We start from the raw sequence: 18,198 nt of genomic DNA on the forward strand, positions 1-18,198 counted from the left end.
TTCCTACTTATTCTGCGTTAAGCGTTAATTGAGCTTCTGCTTGGGTGCTGACAGCTTGCGAGATAAATGACCAAAATTCATCACCACCACGTTTATCTATCCACTGGTCATTTTCAAAGTGAAAATGGTGACCATTAAATTTCGTTGCCACCCATATTTCATGTAATGGTGCTTGTTTGTTAATGATGATTTTAGATGCGTTTTTAAAGGTTAAGGTTAACATGCCGCCAACACCTTCATAGTCAATGTCGACACCACAATCTTCAATAGCCTCTTCAAGTGCTAATAATAAGTCTTCGGCCATGATGTTATACTGTGAATCGTTCATTTATTCGCCCTTTTGAGAAAAACTTTATCGATAAGTTTGGTTTAGCTTGTAATCTATAGTCATTGGATTATAAAACGTCTATCATGGGAAAAAAATCGAATTAATCAAAAAATGCGTAAACAAAATTCAATTATTTTCGGTTGTTTATTGATTTTGGCGAATATATCCGGTTGTGGTATGTCTGGGCCATTATATCAACCCTCTGAAAAACAAGCGAATAGTTCATCAGAACCCAGTAGCCAAAACCGTCCAACCGATCAACAGGAACCGTAGTTGTGGATTTTTTTAATTATAACGAAAATCAGTTATATGCCGAAGAGTGTAGCGTTACCGATTTAGCGAAAACACACGGCACGCCTTTATATATATACTCACGTGCAACCATAGAACGTCATTGGCATGCTTTTGACCAAGCGGCTGGCGATCGCCCTCATTTAGTGTGTTATGCCGTAAAAGCCAACAGTAATTTAGCGGTCTTAAATGTAATGGCTCGGTTGGGTTCTGGATTTGACATTGTTTCTAAAGGTGAGTTAGCGAGAGTTCTGCAAGCGGGGGGCGATGCGAGTAAAGTGGTGTTTTCTGGTGTTGGTAAAAAATCAGATGAAATTGCATACGCGTTAGAAAAAAACATTCATTGTTTTAATGTTGAGTCAGAAGCTGAACTTGACCGAATTCAAGCCGTGGCGAAGCAATTAGGTAAAAAAGCACCCATTTCATTACGGGTAAACCCAGACGTTGACGCAGGCACTCATCCTTATATTTCAACAGGCTTAAAAGAAAATAAGTTTGGTGTCAGTATTGAGGATGCCTATAAAATTTATGCAAAAGCTGCTGAGTATTCACATATTGTTGTTAAAGGTATTGATAGCCATATTGGTTCGCAATTAACAGAAATACAGCCATTTTTAGACGCGTTAGACCGCGTACTTTTGCTGGTTGATAACTTAGCTGAACAAGGGATCAAACTTTCACATATTGATGTGGGTGGCGGTTTAGGGGTTTGTTACGATGATGAACAACCTCCTCATCCTAATGAATATGCCAAAGCCATTGCAAGTAAACTTGAAGGACGAGATATTTCTCTGATCTATGAGCCTGGTCGTGCAATTATGGCCAATGCAGGCATATTAGTGACAGAAGTTGAGTTTTTAAAAACCAATCAAGATCGCCATTTTGCAATTGTTGACGGAGCCATGAATGATTTAATTCGTCCTTCGCTCTATCAAGCATGGCAAAAGATTATTCCCGTTAAAACACAATCGAAAGTGGCACCTAAGATTTATGACATTGTTGGTCCAGTGTGTGAAACCGGTGACTTTTTAGGAAAAGCGCGTGAACTAGCAATTGAAGCAGGCGACTTATTAGCGATTCGTTCTTCAGGTGCTTATGGTTTTACTATGAGCTCTAATTACAACAGTCGACCACGTGCTGCAGAAATTATGGTTGATGGCGAAAACTCGTATGTTATCCGTCAACGTGAATCCCTTGAAAGCTTATGGCAAGGTGAAAACGTATTGCCTTAACCCTCTAAATGAGTGGTGAATGAGAATAGTAAATGTTAGTAAATTTTTCGAAAATGCAGGGTTTAGGTAACGACTTTTTAGTGTTAGATAATGTTACCCAAAATGTTTATTTACCCAATGATCAAATCCGTCAATTGGCGGATAGAAACTTTGGCATTGGTTTCGACCAATTATTAGTGGTTGAGCCGCCATATGATCCCGATTTAGACTTTCATTACCGTATTTTTAATGCAGACGGTAGTGAAGTGAGCCAGTGTGGCAATGGCGCTCGTTGTTTTGCTCGTTTTGTTCGAATGAAAGGCTTAATCAATCGTAATAAAATTCGTGTGTCTACACATGCGGGTAAAATGACATTATTTATTGAACGCGATGGTAACGTTACCGTGACTATGCCTGTTCCTCAGTTTGAACCAGCGAAAATCCCATTTTCTGCTCAAAAAGTAGAAGGCACTTATATTCTTCGCAGTGAAGAAGATACGGTACTTTGTGGTGCCGTTTCAATGGGAAATCCCCATTGTGTTTTAACCGTTGACGACGTGTTGACCGCGCCAGTGAACGAGTTAGGAGCGAAATTAACTATTCATGAACGTTTTCCTAAAGGGGTTAATGTTGGTTTTATGGAGGTGGTTTCGCCTGAATATGTCAAATTACGCGTTTATGAACGTGGTGCGGCCGAAACTTTAGCTTGTGGCAGTGGCGCTTGTGCCGCGGTGGTCATCGGCCAAGTTCAGAAAAAATTAGCCAAGCAAGTGACCGTAGAACTACCAGGCGGAAAATTACGTATTTATTGGAAAGGACCAGGAAACCCCGTGAAGATGACCGGGCCTGCCGTACATGTTTTTGATGGACAGATACAATTATGAGTAACGAAAAAGAACAAGCAGTCACCGCAGAAATGTTAGCAAATCAACAACTACTGCAAACCGAAGAAATCACCTTGTCAGACGATATTATTGTCAGCTTTTTAGAAGAAAATCCTGAGTTTTTTAATCGTCAGCCACAATTAGTGACCAGTTTGCGTTTACATGATAATCAACGAGGGACAGTGTCTTTGGTTGAGCGTCAACAACAGCAACTTCGTCAAAAAGTGCATGGTTTAGAAGAAGAAATAACCCAATTAATGGCAATTGCTAACCAGAATGAACAATTATTTGCCTTGTATAGTGATCTATATTTGCGCTTGTTAGATTGTCATTCTGCTGATGAATTGCTTGATTGCTTATATCAAGCCACAACTGAGTTACTATCTTTATCTGATTTTAAATTATGGCTTAATCAACCAGTCACACTAGCGCACAGTTGTTTAATTAATAAAGATTGTGGCGGGGTCTTACAAAATCGCTTAACGAAAGATGAGTATTATTTCGGGCGTATCCAACAAAGTGAACAAGAATTAGTGTTTTCAGAGCAATGTGAAGGCTCAGTGGTTTTGATCAAGCTTGTGCATCATCAACAAGTAATTGGCTTTTTAGCGATAAGCAGTAAAGACGCAGAGCATTTTGATCCGAGAATGGATACCTTATTATTAAGCCAGTTTAGAAAATTGGTAGCTAAGTTACTGTATCAACATCTATTTGTAGCCTAAAGCTGCTTATTATTGCAATGCGTTTTTATCGTCGACTCACCCCCATTAAAGCGATCAGTTTTGATTTAGATGATACGCTATACAGTAATTTTCCTGTGATGATGGCAACTGATGCTAAAATGATCAGGTACTTTGCACATCAATTACCGGATCACCCGAATGGCGAGTATGATTATCATTTTTGGTACACTTTTCGAACGCAAGCACTCAATTTAGACGCAACATTATCTCATGATGTTGGGGCATTACGCTTACAAAGTTATTATTTAGGTATTCAATCATTAGGGTTTTCATCAACCGTCGCGATGAACATGGCAGAACAAGCATTAAGCTATTTTGTAAAGCAGCGCAGTAATTTTACCGTGCCTGAGCCTGTTCATCATTTACTTAAACAATTGAAAAAACAGTGGCCTATCATTGCGATAAGTAATGGCAATGTCGATACTAAGGCCATTGGTATTCATCAGTATTTTGATGCGATTTATCATGCAGGTGCACATCAAGGGTTGCAGTTAAAACAAAAGCCAGACGCTGATATGTTTCAACGTACTTGTCAGCAATTTAATATTCAACCCGCTCAGTTGTTACATGTGGGGGATTGCGGTGTCAATGATGTCTATGGCGCTATACGTTTTGGCTGTCAAACGGCTTGGGTGTCTAGTTATGATGTGGGACAGCCAATAACTGCTTTACCGACTATGGAATTAACTGATGTTGTTGAATTACAGCGACTGATAACCAGTATATAATTACCTTACTTTCTTTTAATTTTTTATTTCGAGTTTTTACCTTATGGACGTATCAGAATTACTTGATGCATTAAACGACAAGCAACGTGATGTTGTTGCTGCTCCTTTGCAAAATATGTTGGTTTTAGCGGGCGCTGGCAGTGGTAAAACTCGTGTTTTAGTACAAAGAATTGCATGGTTGATGAAAGTTGAACATGCTTCTCCTCACAGTATTTTAGCGGTAACTTTTACCAACAAAGCCGCGGCTGAAATGCGTGCTAGGGTTGAACAAACTGTCGGCGGTAATATTCATGGCATGTGGATTGGAACTTTCCATGGATTAGCGCATCGTTTACTGCGAATGCATTTTCAAGAAGCAAACTTGCCTCAATCGTTTCAAGTTTTAGATTCTGATGATCAACTTAGGTTAGTGAAACGAATTATTCGTGCGTTAAACTTAGATGAAAAGCGTTGGCCTGCCAAACAAATGCAATGGTATATCAACGGTAAAAAAGATGAAGGATTACGTCCCAAACATATTGAAACCCATTATGATCCGACAGAAGAAACCTTTGTAAAAGTTTATCAAGGTTACCAAGACGCATGTGATCGAGCGGGTTTAGTCGACTTTGCTGAACTTTTATTGCGAGCGCACGAATTATGGCTAAATAACCCTGCACTATTACAGCATTATCAACAGCGTTTTTCACACGTGTTAGTGGATGAATTTCAAGATACTAATGCGATTCAATATGCGTGGCTAAATATGCTGGGCCGCGAGCAAAGTAAAGTCATGATTGTCGGTGACGATGATCAGTCTATTTATGGCTGGCGTGGTGCAAAAATTGAAAATATTCAGCGTTTTTTAAAAGAATTTGAAAATGCTCAAACGATCAGGTTGGAACAAAATTATCGTTCTACAGCAAATATTTTAACCGCAGCTAATCAGTTAATTGCCAATAATAATGGCCGATTAGGCAAAGATTTATGGACGAAAGACGATGCTGGCGAAAAAATTTCAGTGTACACCGCCTTTAATGAAATAGATGAAGCACGTTTTATCTCCGGTAGAATTACTGAATGGTTAAAACGAGATTTATCATCCAGTGATGATTCTTTAGATGATGTGGCCATTTTATATCGCAGTAATGCTCAATCGCGTTTATTAGAAGAAGCTTTATTACAAGCGAAATTACCTTATCGAATTTACGGTGGTTTGCGATTTTTCGAACGCCAAGAAATTAAAGATGCCTTGGCTTATTTACGCTTGATCAATAACCGAGATGACGATGCGGCTTTTGAACGAATTATTAACACACCAACGCGTGGTATTGGTAATACTACGGTTGCCTTAGTGAGAGACGCCGCGCGTAGTCTTGAAGTGACGTTGTGGCAGGCATGTCAAACCATGTTACAAAACAACGAATTAAAAGGTCGTAGTGCTAAAGTTATTCAAACCTTTGTCGACTTAATTGATCAATTGGAAGATGATTCTGGTAATCTGGATTTAGACCAACAGGCAAACTTTGTTATTCAGCACAGTGGTTTAAAAGCTATGTATCAAGCTGAAAAAGGCGAACGTGCTGAAGCGAGAATTGAAAACTTAAATGAGTTAGTCACGGCTTGTCAAACGTTTGAAATGGATCCTGAACTAGAAGATGAGCAAAGCCAGTTAACTGGATTTTTAACGCATGCAGCGCTAGAGTCAGGAGAGTCGCAAGCCGATGATTATGAACCTGCCGTACAACTGATGACTATGCATTCAGCGAAAGGCTTAGAGTTTAAGTTGGTGTTTATTGCTGGCCTTGAAGAAGGCATGTTTCCTTCGCAGCAATCGGTAGAAGAAATTGGTCGATTAGAAGAAGAGCGACGCTTATGTTATGTTGGTATGACACGGGCAATGGAAAAGCTATATTTATGTCATGCAGAAAGTCGTCGTTTATATGGGCAAGAAAAGTATCATAAACCTAGTCGATTTTTACGTGAATTACCAAGTGAATGTGTTGATGAAATACGACTGCAAAGCCAAGTATCTCGACCTGCAAGTACCGGACGATTTGCGAATACAATTACATTAGAGTCTTTTGATAATTCAGGCTTTAAGTTAGGGCAGTCGGTTTTACATCAAAAGTTTGGTGAAGGTGTGGTATTAAATTATGAAGGCAATGGTGCACAAAGCCGCATTCAAGTAAATTTTGCTGAAGTAGGTAGCAAATGGTTAGTAGTAGCCTATGCTAATTTACAAGCGTTATAAAAATATGTAGGTAGTATGTCAAAAAATCTTTTAGTGGTTGAAGATAGTAAAGCCATTGTCAGTATCATTAAAAAAATTGGTGAGTCGCTAGGCTATATCGTCACCGTTGCGGTAAGTCACGCTGAAGTGAAAAAACTTTTGCAAAGTAAAACAGAGTTCTTTGCCGCTACAATTGATTATGCCCTGCCAGATGCTGAAAATGGTGAGGCGATCGAATCGATACTTTCTCATGGTATTCCTGGTGTTGTGATGACCGGCAGAATGGATGATGAAACTCGCCAAAAAATTCTTGCTCAGCCTGTTATAGATTATATCCCTAAAGAAAATAGCCAAGCTTTTATGTATTTAAAGCGTATTTTATATTGGCAAAGTGCCAACATTGGCATAGGCGTGCTAGTTGTTGATGATTCTCGGACGGCAAGAAATCATATCCATGAGTTATTAAAAAGACGTAATTTTACTGTCTATGTGGCTGAAGGCGGTGAACAAGCGCTTGAAATCATAAAAAACCATAATGATATTAAAATGGTGATCACTGACCTTGAAATGCCGAACATGGATGGTATTGAACTGACCAATGAAATAAGAAAGCGGTATAACCGTGATCAAATGTCGGTAATAGGCATATCAGGGGCTGATAACGTTAATTATTCGGCTCGCATTATTAAAAACGGTGCTGATGATTTTATTCGTAAACCATTCTGTCCTGAAGAATTTTATTGTCGAATAACACAACATATTGAAAATTTACACAATATTGAAAGAATTCGTAAAGCAGCCAATACCGACTATTTAACAGATCTGCCAAATAGACGCGCCTTTTTTAAGGAGGCCAAAAGCGCGCTTGAGTCCTTTGCGCAACAAAAAAAGGCTTATGGCTTAGCAATGTTAGACATTGATTATTTTAAAAAAGTTAATGATACCTATGGTCATGAAGCCGGCGATCATATTTTAAAAATGTTAGCCCATGAAATGAGAAATCATTTTAACGGATGTTCACTTGCTCGATTTGGCGGAGAGGAGTTTGTCATTTTATTATCAGGGGCAGATCAAGGGCAAATATATAATCAATTGGACGCTTTTCGCGAAGCTATTGCAACTGACGAAATTAATCACGAAGCGCATCAAATTAACGTTACTGTGAGTGTTGGTGTTATTTTTAATAGTGTTTTAAGTATAGAGGAACAGCTAAACCAGGCCGATTTAGCACTCTATAACGCCAAAGAAAATGGTAGAAATCAAATTGTCATTTTTGACCAATAAACAACAACGATTTAATACGTGAGTTTTTCTGGAGCACAATGCTCTGAATCATTTTGATAATCGTATCAAGTACTTGATTTTTCCCATCCATACCTATCAATCTTTCGCTGTTTGTAATCCAGCTAATTTTCTCTTTTGTTTATGCGCTTTAAACGAATCAATACTGTAAATAAATAGCGCCGTCCAAATAAAGCCGAAGGTGATCAACTTTTCTATCACTAATGCTTCATGATAATAGCTGATAGCGAGAATAAACATCATACTTGGACCAATATATTGGAAGAAACCGACAGTTGATAGGGTTAAGCGTTTCGCAGCCGCCGTGAAGCATAATAATGGTGCTGTGGTTACAACGCCGGCAAAAATCAGCAATGTATTTAAAGACACGCTATTGTTGAACATATTCGTGGTGCCACTACTGACAAAAAACTGCCAATAAATTAAGGCAAAAGGTAACATTAAAGCCGACTCAAGTAATAAGCCAATAAATGAGTCAATCGATAGTTTCTTACGCAATAGTCCGTAAATTCCAAAAGTTCCGGCTAAAGCGAGTGAAATTATAGGTAAAGAGCCTATGTAAATTAATTGTATTAATACTCCAATGATGGCTAATGCCACCGCAACTATTTGCCATTTTCGTAATCGTTCGCCTAAAAAAATCACGGCTAAAGCCACGCTAAATAAAGGGTTGATAAAATAACCTAAACTAGCATCTAATAAATGATCATTATTAACTGCCCAAATAAACATGAACCAATTTACCGCGAGAAAAGTTGCGGTGATTGAGAGCTTCACGAGCACTTTTGGTTGTTTAAGAATGGTAATAAGAGCAGGTAATTTTTTAGAAGCAAGAATGAAAATAAACAATAAAAGACAAGACCAAACAATGCGATGAATCATGATTTCATCGGGAGAAACTTCCTTAATAAGCTTAAAATAAATAGGCGCTAACCCCCAAAGGAAGTAAGCGCTTATAGCATTGAGTACACCGTTACGAGTGTCGTTATTTGGTTGGTTGTTCATAAAAAGTATCGAAAAATAGCGAGTGATCTTTATGATAACATGAGGATGACTCGTAACGACTTATCATCTTGATATAATTTAATAAAACAGATGTAAACTAAAGTGCACTTTAGTCGTTAACCTACCATGTAAGTGCCTGTTCCAAAGGCGATATGGTCATTTTTTTCATTATGTAATTCCATACGCGCAACCGCCACTTTACTCCCACTTCTGATAATACGAGCCGTTGCTATAAATACTTCACCTTTACCAGGAAGTAAAAAATCAGTTCTGAGATCAATGGTGCTTAATTTACGTAAATTATAATGAATATTTTCTGGGGATAAATTATCTAATTGTTCAATGATATTTGCAGCTGCAACAACACCACCCGCTATATCTAATACTGTGGCGGTTACACCACCGTGGAGGATTTTTTGGATCGGGTTACCAATGAGTTTATCTTGCCAAAGAAACCTGACTTCAGATTGCTCTTTATCGAATTGCTGAATCTCTAAACCAAGTAAACGATTAAACGGCATATCATTATTCCAAAAATTTATGATTTGCTGGTAAATATCTTTTTTTTCCATAATCTATCTGGTCTGATGAGTTGTCTTCAGAGGATAACACTGAATGAATCAGAAATAAATTTTTCTTATTGCTCGTTCATTCAGGTAAAATACGGCAACTTACAATTGAAGATGAAATTTCGTTGACAAACCTTGCGCAAAACTCCCCTGATACTATGTTACTTGACAAGCTAAAGCATTATTTTGGTTACACCTCTTTTCGCAAAGGTCAGCAAGAAATTATCCAACAAGTCTTACAAGGTAAAGATAGCCTTGTGTTAATGCCAACAGGGGGCGGGAAGTCATTATGTTATCAATTACCTGCCACTATTTTCTCCGGTATTACTATTGTTATTTCGCCCCTTATTGCTTTAATGAAAGATCAGGTCGATGCGCTTAAACGACAAGGAATTAGCGCCGCCTATGTTAATTCAAGTCTTGAGCAAAGCGATATTAATCAAATTTTTCAACAGTTAGCAGCTGGCGAAATTCAACTTCTCTACATAGCTCCTGAGCGTTTAAGTAATTATTACTTTATGCAAGGTTTGCATAGTTTACCGATTCAATTATTTGCCATTGATGAAGCACATTGTATTTCACAATGGGGCCATGATTTTCGACCCGCTTATACGCGATTAAATATTATCAAAGAGCAATTTCCTGATATACCTGTACTTGCCTTAACCGCAACGGCAGATGTCACTACTCGGAAAGATATACTACAACAATTAAATTTAACTGACCCTTATATACACTTAGATAGTTTTGATCGCCCCAATATTCGGTTAACCATGGCAGATAAATTTCAAGGAACGCAGCAAATTATCAGTTATGTAAAAAAACGAAAAAATGACTCTGGCATCATATATTGCAATAGTCGCTGGCAAGTAGAAAAGCTGGCGAAATCAGTGGCTGAGGCAGGGATAAGTTGCGCCGCATATCATGCGGGCATGGAAGTTGAAATAAGAAACACTGTGCAAGAAAGTTTTGCCAAAGACAATATTCAAGTGGTGATTGCCACGGTTGCTTTTGGCTTAGGGATCAATAAATTAAATGTTCGTTTTGTTATTCATTTTGAACCACCTAGAACATTAGAGTCTTATTACCAAGAAATTGGTCGAGCTGGGCGAGATGGTTTACCTGCAGAAGCGCTATTTCTCTATGATGAAAATGATGCGCAACGAATTAATAAGCGCATTGAGCAAGGGGAAAATCTGCAACGAAGGCATGTTGAAATACAACGTTTTAGTGCAGTTACCGGCTTTATAGAAGCACAAACGTGTCGGAGACAATTAGTATTAAATTATTTTGCCGAATACACGCAAACGGGTTGTGGAAATTGTGACATCTGTTTAGATCCTCCAAGTCAATTTGATGGTCTTGAAGCGGCCCAAAAAGTGTTGTCATGCGTTTATCGTATAAACCAACAAGGTGGTGTTGAGCACACAATTAGTGTGTTACGCGGACAATTAACAGAAAAAATTAAGCAACAAGGCCACGATAAAGTATCAACCTTTGGGATTGGTAAAGATAAAACATTGAGTTATTGGCATGCGATTATTCGACAACTCATTCATCTTGGGTTTTTACAGCAAGACATCGCTAACCACTCTGCCCTTTGTTTAACCCAAGCATCTCACTCTATCTTAAAAGGTGAGCAACCTTTGTTGCTCGCCACTCCTCGTCTACAAAAAGCGAGTTATTGGCGTAAAACGGCAGAAACATCGAACTATGATCGTAAGCTCTTTGCCAAGTTACGTACCTTGAGAAAAGAAATTGCCGATGCAGAAGATATTCCACCTTATATTGTATTTAACGATGCAACGTTATCTGAGCTTGCCAAATATCAACCAGTGACAAGCCATGAAATGTTAAATATTAACGGCATTGGTGATACGAAATTATCAAGATACGGTCAGCCTTTTTTAGCCTTAATCAAAGAACATGTAAATTAAGCGCTTAATTCATGAATCTCAATACGAAATGATTAAACAGTTGAGCATAAAAAAAGCGTTCAAAAGAACGCTTTTCTTGAACTTAACAAGAGCAATTATTTTAAGCTAGAGTAGTAAGCAGCAAGGTTAGCAATATCGTCATCAGATAAAGGCATTGCCATCGCACCCATCACTGGATCTTTACGTTTGCCTGCTTTGAAGTCTTTTAATTGTTTAGCAATATAAACTTCTTTCTGACCCGCTAAGTTAGGGTACATAGGAATTGCTGAAATACCTGCTGCGCCATGACAGGCCGCACACGTACCTGATTTAGCTTTTCCAGCATCCACATCACCAGCAAATGCAGGAGACGCAATCATCACTGTAGCTGCAATAGCCAAAGTAAGTTTTTTCATAACGTTATCTCTCTTAGTCAATTTAAAATTTTTATAGCTCTTTCTCGATTATATGAGAAAAGAGCGAAACTGTCTTAAGTTTTTTTGTATTATATGCGGGAAAAAGCAAGTTTATTGATATTGGACAAGCAATTACGTGAATATAACATTTACCTGTAAAGCAATCACTTCGACAGCGATTATTGTAGACTGCCACTATGATTGGTCACAAGACGACTTAACATCAATGGTTGAGCGATATTTTCAGCAATATGTCATTTTACAAAAAGTAGAATACTCGCAAGGGGCTGATTTAGCATCCGTAAGATTTAAATGGCAGCAACATGATTTTACATTAAACTTTGAATGCTACAGTCAATCTATTTGGATAGAATGCCCTGAGCATGATAGTGCGGCATTATTAGCCAAATTGTATCAGTTAATGAATCTGAAATAATATGATAAAAATATTAGTGAGTGCGTGTTTTCTCGGTGAAAAAGTACGGTACGACGGTACGAGCCAACAGTTGTTAAATCAAAGCTTATTGAGCTGGATACACAACAAACAAGTCGTCAGTTTTTGTCCTGAAATTGCGGGCGGTTTGCCTGTACCAAGACAGCCCGCTGAAATTCAAGCTAAGAGTCAACGTATCTTAACTTGTGATGGTGTTGATGTTTCAGCACAATTTAACAAAGGTGCACAACGTGCTTTAACCCTTTGCCAACAACATCATATTCGATTTGCACTGTTAAAAGAATCAAGCCCTTCTTGTGGAAGTACCACGATTTATGATGGCACATTTACGCAAGAAAAAATGAGTGGAGAGGGAGTTACAACTAAGTTATTAAGACAACATGGTGTGCGGGTATTTTCAGAGAATAATATAACGGCTTTAATTGCTGAACTCGCTAGTTTTAGTGAGAAACCATCACCGCATTAGCGCCACTTCGTTGCATATCAGTGACTAAACTTCGGGTATAATTGATCACCGTTTGAGCGTTTTGAGAAACTTTAAAATCATTTACGCCTAGAGAGACTGTCATTTGTGGGAGTCTTATACCTGATTTACTGCTTACAAAGCGTAATTTTTCAACACCTTGACGTATCTTCTCCGCTATTTCACCTGCCACGGTGCGTTCAACTTCCGGTAATAAAATTAAAAACTCATCTTGCCCAGAGCGAATAGGCAAGCCACTTTCACCAACATAACTTCCAACTTTATTGGCAATTTTTGACAGAAGTACATCGCTGATTAAATTACCAAACTTCTCGTTTACATGTGCTAATTTATCAACACTGACAACAATAGCGGCGACATGCTTATGGGGGTCTTCAGTGGTCCATTGATCTAAATGTTTGCTTAATGCTTTACGGTTAAATAAGCCAGTCAGTGGGTCAAGGTATATTTCTTTTTTGACTTCTTCTAATTCACTTTGCAAAGACAATGATTGTTTTTTCGAAATCAATAATTGCTTCGCGAGCTGTTGTTGCTTTTGCTTAAATGATTTTGAGGCATTTTCAATTTGCTGGATAGCATGGTTGATTTTTTGGCGATTATTCGATTTTAAATGAGTAACACTGTCGTCAATCTTTTCAATTAAACCGTTGGCATATTTTACCGAATGTTGATTACTGCTTTGAACATCGGTAATTAACTCATCGATATCGGTGATAATATCGTCTCTAAAACTTCCTTGCCCTAAGACATGCAGCTGAAAAATTTCATTAATAAAATAATTATCGAGTTTTTTACCAAGACTTAAATGTTGTTTTATTTGAGAGATTAGCGCGGAATTTTTTTTATTAACAAACTCGTAACCAACGGCATAATTTATTGGCGTGGCAGGTAAATGCCAAAGCTGTAATTGTTTGATAGCTAAGGCGAGCTTTTGATCTGCTTGTTCAATGGTGTCATGATGCTTCACTACTGCCAAACCTCTATTTCATACTACAGTTTTATTATTGTTATTAAGGTTATTCTCTAGTAATTTTATATAAACTTCTATAGTAATTTCCCAATAATTATTAATATTTTGTTAATAAATGCATTTTTTTTGCATTATTGTACATATTTTCAAATTTATATTCTGAAACTTGAGCTTTCATCAGGGAAAATTTTTGATAAAGTGGAGTCATAATTTTACTTTGAACAATAATAATGAAATATCTGATCTCTTTTTTTTGCCTTTTCCTATTAACCGCTTGTGGTCAATTACCAAAAGATACTAGCCGATGGAACAGTTTAGCGCTTCGCGAAGTGATTAATGAATATCATCAATATCAAAAAACATTGAGCCCATTTAGCCAACCGGGTGTTGCGGATAATAATGCGCGTTTGCCTGATCTTTCTCCGCAAGTGTTATTAAAAAACTACCAAGGTAAGAAAAAGATTTATCAAAAATTATTAAAAATTAATCGTGAGAGTTTGACTCAAAGTGATCAAATTAATTGGTCAGTTCTGGCCTATAAAATAAAAAATCAATTAGATAGTTATGTCAATAAAGAACATTACATGCCGCTCACTGCAGAGTCCGGATTTCATGTGGGGATCAGTTGGATACGTAGCCGTGTACAATTTAAAGTTGAGCAAGATTATCAAGATTACTTAAAGCGCATGGCTGCTCTGCCAACATATTTTGATCAGCAAATGGCGTGGATGGATTTGGGTATCAAAGAAGGTATTACCCAACCGGCCGTAGTACTTATTGGTTTTGAAGAATCTATTAAAGCTTATATTAAACAGGATGTGACAGAGAGTGAGTTTTACCAACCTTTTAAAAAAATGCCTGATCATTTTACCGCAAGCCTTAAGGCTGATTTAAGAGCGCAAGCTCAGCAAATTATCCGCGAAAAAGTCAACACTAGTTATCAGAAATTCTATGATTATATGGTGAATGTTTATCAACCCAATGGTCGTCAAAACATTGCAGCAAATTCACTGCCCAATGGTGATAATTATTATAAAAATAGGGTCGAACATTACACGACGTTAACTATGTCTGCGGATGAGATTCATCAAAAGGGTCTGGAAGAAGTCGCGCGCATTCGAGCTGAAATGGAACAAATCATTCGCAATGTAGGTTATCAAGGTGATTTTGCTAGTTTTGTTGAGTTTTTACGTACCGATCCTCAGTTTTATGCAACAACGCCAGAAGAGTTATTGAAAGAAGCGTCATTTATCGCAAAAAAAATGGACGCTAAATTACCGCAATTATTTAAAAAATTACCTCGCACACCCTATGGTGTTATGGCTGTACCTGCAAGCATTGCCCCTAAATATACAACGGGTCGTTACGCTGGACCTTCAAGAGAAGATCAGCCGGGTAATTACTGGGTCAATACATACCGTTTAGACCGTCGTCCGCTTTATGTACTTGAAGCACTAACTTTACATGAAGCAGTTCCAGGTCATCATTTACAAGGTTCTTTGGCCAAGGAAATGAAAAATGTGCCGGAATTTCGAAACAGTACTTATATTTCTGCTTTTGGCGAAGGCTGGGGGTTATATTCTGAATTTTTAGGTATTGAAGCCGGTTTTTATCAAGACCCTTATAGCGACTTTGGCCGCCTCACTTATGAAATGTGGCGAGCGTGTCGATTAGTGGTTGATACAGGTATGCATAGCAAAAATTGGAGTCGAGATCGTGCAATGTCATTTTTAGCTGATAATACGGCTTTATCATTACATAATGTAAAAACCGAAATAGATCGCTACATTTCATGGCCAGGTCAGGCACTTTCGTACAAAATTGGTGAACTTACCATTAAAAGACTGCGTAAAAAAGCCGAAGACACTTTAGGTGTCGCATTCGACTTACGAGAGTTTCATGACGAAGTACTAAAAAATGGTTCAATGCCGTTATCTATGTTGGAACAAGTGATAAACCAATATATTACTGAGAAAGAGTTACCTAAGGACGGTAAATAAGTAAGGGACAAGGGAAGCACGCAAAGTACACAGCAGGAAATAGATAGAGTCTGCTAAATATAGACAAGCCCCCACTATATCTAAATTTGGTAGTTCCGCTATCATAGGTTTCCCTTTAGACCGGTAACTTTGCGTCTCTAGCTTTCGCTAGATTTGCCCTTATCGAGCTTTAGAAGCTCTGAAAACATTATAAGCTATGAAGTTTGCTTGTAAACCTTTATCATTGATATTGCTTGATCAGAAGCATAAGGCGTAAAAAAATATTTTTTAACTGATTGAAAAACGAGAAAAATTCCTACATGTCTGTAAAAAAATTATTATTATTTTTTTTGTTACTCCAGCTTGGTATTGTGGTCAAAAGCTATGCGGCGGATGAAAATTTAACCGATATTGAGCAGAATATTGCGAAAGTAGAGCGCTTGTTTTTAATCGACCCTGAACTTTTAGATAACGATGAAGTCGTGCAACTGTCTCAGGATATTATTCAAAATAGAACGTTTTATGATAACAATACCGTTGGTAAAGTGTTTAGCTTATTAGCTGATGCCGCAACAAATAAAGGAGACTTATCTCGCGCCATGCAGTTTTCGCTTGATGGCGAAAGTTTAACTAATATTGATGTCACGTTACGGTTGACGTTAATATTGAAAATAACCTCAGGTTATTACTTTCGTGGCAAGTTTAAACAAGCGCAACAAATGGCGGAAGAGTCAGTCAATCTAGCGACACAATTAAACAACCCTAAATTTTTAGTGCAAGCTTTAAGTTATCGTTCAATGACCAATGCTTTAAACTTGAATCATCAACAAGCGTTTTCTGATCTAGAACGAGTCAAACAATATCTAACCCAGCATCAAGAATTTTCTGACCACCTCGCTGTCTTAAATGTGTTAGCTAGTGCCTATTTTTATACGGGCGATTATCAAACCTCCGTGACCTTGTATAATCGAATTTTGAAACTTAGATACGATTTGTCGAAAGTCAATAATATTGAAAGTACCTATACCGATTTAGCTAGATCTTACTTGAGTTTAGGGCGTTTAGATGATGCTCATCATGGGTTTTGGAAAGCTATTACCTTGGCTGAAAAGAAACAGGCACCCATTAAAGTTGCTTATGGAAAAATGGGCTTAGGACAGGTATTGTTTCGGCAAAATAAAGCGGAAGAATCACTCGAGCAACTGTTAAAAGCCAAAACGCTATTTCATGGCCAAAATTTATCTTTACCTTATTTAACAACCCTGATTTATTTAGCGAAAGCGAGTCAATTACTCAAAAAAGATGACATTGCGTTTCAGTATTTGAAAGAAGCTGAACTGGTTGCTGATCGCGTAGAATTAACGCATGAACAAATTGAATTATATGCATTATTAGCCACTATGTATCATAACAAGCAATTATTCGAAAAAGCCTTCACAGCACAACGTAAATACACTGAGTTGTTAAACAAATTTAGTTTTTCTAAGCAAAAACTCTTTAACACTATGAATGCCGAGAAACTAGAATCAGAAAAACGCCGTGACTTATCGCTTGGTATGGCGGAAGAAACCGATTTAAAAAATCAGTTTACGCAAAAATATCAGCAACAAAAGAATATGATCGTTTTCTTAATTTCTATCGTCGGATTATTGTTTTGTTTATTGTTGTTTTTAGGGTTTAGAGCACGAGCATTAAGATTAAATCAGCAGTATGACGAGGTTGAAAAGCCGTTAGATTATTTGGCGAGTCCTTCGCAAACCAAAAAGTTTTATCAGCAACATTTTAAAATGGCCCGAAAATATGAATATCCGTTAATGGTTGGTTATTTTTCAATTGATAATTGGCAAGAGTTAGAGTTTCAATTTAATAAACGAGTGATCGCGGAAGTGTCACGCACTATTTCAACGTTAGTCAATGAATATCGCGGGGAGTTTGACCAAGTTGGGTTGATTAATCAGGGCGAATATTTATTTTTATGTCCACATCAAGATAGCCAATATTTGAAAGAGCTTTTTGGGCAGTTAACCGAGGCATTAAAGGTGCAGTTTTTTGCTAACTTAGGTGAGTTTACCATTAAAATTGGTTATGATTATCAATCCCCAAGTGCTCAAGATATTGACCCTTATATCTTTTTATCTCGGTTGAGTGAATCAACCCGAGCTGAGTATAGTAGCTATAAAAATTAGGTGTAATGATGTTATTTAGTTTAGCGATTATCGTGCTTTTTGTTGTTATCAGTGTCTATTATTATTTTCGTTCTGAAAAATTAATCGCGGAATTAAAAGCGGTAAAAAAAGAAGCCAGTCAAATTAAAAAAGAATCAAAGATGATGATTGATGCTTTTGCGGTTGTGGCGCAAAAAAATGAAGACTTTATTCATGCTCGATTTACCGCAGCACAATCAGAACGTACTGATAATGAGTCTGTGGTGTTGTTGACACCTTTAGTGACAAACTATGCGACTATTTTTAGAGAGAGCATTCGCGGCAAAGGCGAAATGCATAAAGTTGTTAAAAAATGTTGTGAAAATTTCCAGCCGGGCAGTTACAAAAGGTTAACTACTTATATTAACTCTCAAGATGCTCAAGTTAAACGAGCTTGGAACAGCAATAACCTTAAGGGCTTTATTGTTTTTATGGAAACGATGATATTAGGGCTAACGTCCTAATTCGAAGCCATTAAAATCAACTAAAACCAACTAAAGAC

At 37.6% G+C, this 18,198-nt stretch carries 18 protein-coding genes and 1 riboswitch; of the genes, 13 read left to right on the forward strand and 5 right to left on the reverse strand.

All coding sequences use genetic code 11. The features are described from left to right. Positions 1-7: 7 nt before the first annotated feature. Positions 8-328: an iron donor protein CyaY gene (cyaY, locus tag ABXH06_RS12790; protein WP_311584988.1), complete on the reverse strand. Its 321-nt coding sequence runs from the start codon at positions 326-328 to the stop codon at positions 8-10. A gap of 111 nt (positions 329-439) precedes the next feature. Between cyaY and ABXH06_RS12795 the strand changes: the two genes are divergently transcribed. The 7 genes from ABXH06_RS12795 to ABXH06_RS12825 are packed head-to-tail and all read left to right on the forward strand — an operon-like array spanning position 440 to position 7,681. Next, entirely contained in the window at positions 440-601 is a 162-nt protein-coding gene (locus ABXH06_RS12795) for an LptM family lipoprotein (protein WP_311584985.1), read from the forward strand. A 2-nt stretch (positions 602-603) separates the two neighbouring features. Further along, complete coding sequence (gene lysA / locus ABXH06_RS12800; protein ID WP_353518486.1) at positions 604-1,851, forward strand: diaminopimelate decarboxylase; 1,248 nt, start codon at positions 604-606, stop codon at positions 1,849-1,851. A 32-nt stretch (positions 1,852-1,883) separates the two neighbouring features. Then, positions 1,884-2,714, forward strand: coding sequence for a diaminopimelate epimerase (gene dapF / locus ABXH06_RS12805; RefSeq protein WP_311584979.1), 831 nt, complete (start codon positions 1,884-1,886; stop codon positions 2,712-2,714). After that, positions 2,711-3,436: a DUF484 family protein gene (locus tag ABXH06_RS12810; RefSeq protein ID WP_353518487.1), complete on the forward strand. Its 726-nt coding sequence runs from the start codon at positions 2,711-2,713 to the stop codon at positions 3,434-3,436. Before dapF ends, ABXH06_RS12810 begins: the two co-directional genes overlap by 4 nt. A gap of 17 nt (positions 3,437-3,453) precedes the next feature. Continuing rightward, positions 3,454-4,185 (forward strand): HAD-IA family hydrolase, encoded by a 732-nt coding sequence (locus ABXH06_RS12815; RefSeq protein ID WP_353518488.1) that lies wholly within the window; start codon positions 3,454-3,456, stop codon positions 4,183-4,185. A 43-nt stretch (positions 4,186-4,228) separates the two neighbouring features. Next, a complete protein-coding gene (gene uvrD, locus ABXH06_RS12820) occupies positions 4,229-6,418 on the forward strand; it encodes a DNA helicase II (protein ID WP_353518489.1) in 2,190 nt (729 codons plus the stop codon). 15 nt (positions 6,419-6,433) lie between these two features. After that, on the forward strand, positions 6,434-7,681 hold the full coding sequence (locus tag ABXH06_RS12825; protein ID WP_353518490.1) for a diguanylate cyclase: 1,248 nt from the start codon (positions 6,434-6,436) through the stop codon (positions 7,679-7,681). Positions 7,682-7,777: 96 nt separating this feature from the next. On the opposite strand, the gene rarD is transcribed toward ABXH06_RS12825, so the two are convergent. Both rarD and ABXH06_RS12835 read right to left on the reverse strand, forming a co-directional pair. Continuing rightward, complete coding sequence (gene rarD, locus ABXH06_RS12830; RefSeq protein WP_353518491.1) at positions 7,778-8,704, reverse strand: EamA family transporter RarD; 927 nt, start codon at positions 8,702-8,704, stop codon at positions 7,778-7,780. 116 nt (positions 8,705-8,820) lie between these two features. Beyond that, positions 8,821-9,276 carry a thioesterase family protein gene (locus tag ABXH06_RS12835; RefSeq protein ID WP_311584961.1) on the reverse strand — a complete coding sequence of 152 codons (456 nt, stop codon included), beginning with the start codon at positions 9,274-9,276 and terminating at the stop codon, positions 8,821-8,823. A gap of 155 nt (positions 9,277-9,431) precedes the next feature. On the opposite strand from ABXH06_RS12835, the gene recQ reads away from it, so the two are divergent. Continuing rightward, complete coding sequence (gene recQ, locus ABXH06_RS12840; RefSeq protein WP_311585094.1) at positions 9,432-11,210, forward strand: DNA helicase RecQ; 1,779 nt, start codon at positions 9,432-9,434, stop codon at positions 11,208-11,210. Between the two features lie 95 nt (positions 11,211-11,305). Here recQ and ABXH06_RS12845 read toward each other — a convergent pair whose 3' ends face one another. Beyond that, positions 11,306-11,605 (reverse strand): c-type cytochrome, encoded by a 300-nt coding sequence (locus tag ABXH06_RS12845; protein ID WP_311584958.1) that lies wholly within the window; start codon positions 11,603-11,605, stop codon positions 11,306-11,308. 136 nt (positions 11,606-11,741) lie between these two features. On the opposite strand from ABXH06_RS12845, the gene ABXH06_RS12850 reads away from it, so the two are divergent. Both ABXH06_RS12850 and ABXH06_RS12855 read left to right on the forward strand, forming a co-directional pair. Then, on the forward strand, positions 11,742-12,041 hold the full coding sequence (locus tag ABXH06_RS12850) for a DUF3630 family protein (protein WP_353518492.1): 300 nt from the start codon (positions 11,742-11,744) through the stop codon (positions 12,039-12,041). A 1-nt stretch (position 12,042) separates the two neighbouring features. Next, positions 12,043-12,525, forward strand: coding sequence for a 2-thiouracil desulfurase family protein (locus tag ABXH06_RS12855; RefSeq protein ID WP_353518493.1), 483 nt, complete (start codon positions 12,043-12,045; stop codon positions 12,523-12,525). Here ABXH06_RS12855 and ABXH06_RS12860 read toward each other — a convergent pair. Then, entirely contained in the window at positions 12,500-13,510 is a 1,011-nt protein-coding gene (locus tag ABXH06_RS12860; RefSeq protein WP_353518494.1) for a GGDEF domain-containing protein, read from the reverse strand. The two genes, ABXH06_RS12855 and ABXH06_RS12860, sit on opposite strands and share 26 nt — an antisense overlap. A gap of 233 nt (positions 13,511-13,743) precedes the next feature. Here ABXH06_RS12860 and ABXH06_RS12865 point away from each other — a divergent pair, with 233 nt between their 5' ends. From ABXH06_RS12865 to ABXH06_RS12875, 3 genes are all read left to right on the forward strand, one after another. After that, positions 13,744-15,513 carry a DUF885 domain-containing protein gene (locus tag ABXH06_RS12865; protein ID WP_353518495.1) on the forward strand — a complete coding sequence of 590 codons (1,770 nt, stop codon included), beginning with the start codon at positions 13,744-13,746 and terminating at the stop codon, positions 15,511-15,513. Between the two features lie 85 nt (positions 15,514-15,598). After that, positions 15,599-15,681: riboswitch (cyclic di-GMP riboswitch) on the reverse strand. 131 nt (positions 15,682-15,812) lie between these two features. After that, positions 15,813-17,678 carry a tetratricopeptide repeat protein gene (locus ABXH06_RS12870; protein ID WP_353518496.1) on the forward strand — a complete coding sequence of 622 codons (1,866 nt, stop codon included), beginning with the start codon at positions 15,813-15,815 and terminating at the stop codon, positions 17,676-17,678. 5 nt (positions 17,679-17,683) lie between these two features. Next, positions 17,684-18,160 carry a hypothetical protein gene (locus tag ABXH06_RS12875; protein WP_311584939.1) on the forward strand — a complete coding sequence of 159 codons (477 nt, stop codon included), beginning with the start codon at positions 17,684-17,686 and terminating at the stop codon, positions 18,158-18,160. The last annotated feature ends 38 nt before the right edge of the window (positions 18,161-18,198 follow it).

It is taken from the genome of Thalassotalea sp. SU-HH00458 (assembly GCF_040362795.1).
GTDB classification, from domain to species: domain Bacteria; phylum Pseudomonadota; class Gammaproteobacteria; order Enterobacterales; family Alteromonadaceae; genus Thalassotalea_H; species Thalassotalea_H castellviae.

What these genes read in the sequence shown, in the direction of transcription:
- recQ (WP_311585094.1), top strand. Translation starts at nt 9,432, where the DNA reads ATGTTACTTGACAAGCTAAAGCATTATTTTGGTTACACCTCTTTTCGC.
- cyaY (WP_311584988.1), bottom strand. Translation starts at nt 328, where the DNA reads ATGAACGATTCACAGTATAACATCATGGCCGAAGACTTATTATTAGCA.
- ABXH06_RS12870 (WP_353518496.1), top strand. Translation starts at nt 15,813, where the DNA reads ATGTCTGTAAAAAAATTATTATTATTTTTTTTGTTACTCCAGCTTGGT.
- ABXH06_RS12825 (WP_353518490.1), top strand. Translation starts at nt 6,434, where the DNA reads ATGTCAAAAAATCTTTTAGTGGTTGAAGATAGTAAAGCCATTGTCAGT.
- ABXH06_RS12815 (WP_353518488.1), top strand. Translation starts at nt 3,454, where the DNA reads ATGCGTTTTTATCGTCGACTCACCCCCATTAAAGCGATCAGTTTTGAT.
- ABXH06_RS12875 (WP_311584939.1), top strand. Translation starts at nt 17,684, where the DNA reads ATGATGTTATTTAGTTTAGCGATTATCGTGCTTTTTGTTGTTATCAGT.
- ABXH06_RS12835 (WP_311584961.1), bottom strand. Translation starts at nt 9,276, where the DNA reads ATGGAAAAAAAAGATATTTACCAGCAAATCATAAATTTTTGGAATAAT.
- ABXH06_RS12795 (WP_311584985.1), top strand. Translation starts at nt 440, where the DNA reads ATGCGTAAACAAAATTCAATTATTTTCGGTTGTTTATTGATTTTGGCG.
- rarD (WP_353518491.1), bottom strand. Translation starts at nt 8,704, where the DNA reads ATGAACAACCAACCAAATAACGACACTCGTAACGGTGTACTCAATGCT.
- ABXH06_RS12810 (WP_353518487.1), top strand. Translation starts at nt 2,711, where the DNA reads ATGAGTAACGAAAAAGAACAAGCAGTCACCGCAGAAATGTTAGCAAAT.
- ABXH06_RS12865 (WP_353518495.1), top strand. Translation starts at nt 13,744, where the DNA reads ATGAAATATCTGATCTCTTTTTTTTGCCTTTTCCTATTAACCGCTTGT.
- ABXH06_RS12845 (WP_311584958.1), bottom strand. Translation starts at nt 11,605, where the DNA reads ATGAAAAAACTTACTTTGGCTATTGCAGCTACAGTGATGATTGCGTCT.
- dapF (WP_311584979.1), top strand. Translation starts at nt 1,884, where the DNA reads ATGTTAGTAAATTTTTCGAAAATGCAGGGTTTAGGTAACGACTTTTTA.
- uvrD (WP_353518489.1), top strand. Translation starts at nt 4,229, where the DNA reads ATGGACGTATCAGAATTACTTGATGCATTAAACGACAAGCAACGTGAT.
- ABXH06_RS12855 (WP_353518493.1), top strand. Translation starts at nt 12,043, where the DNA reads ATGATAAAAATATTAGTGAGTGCGTGTTTTCTCGGTGAAAAAGTACGG.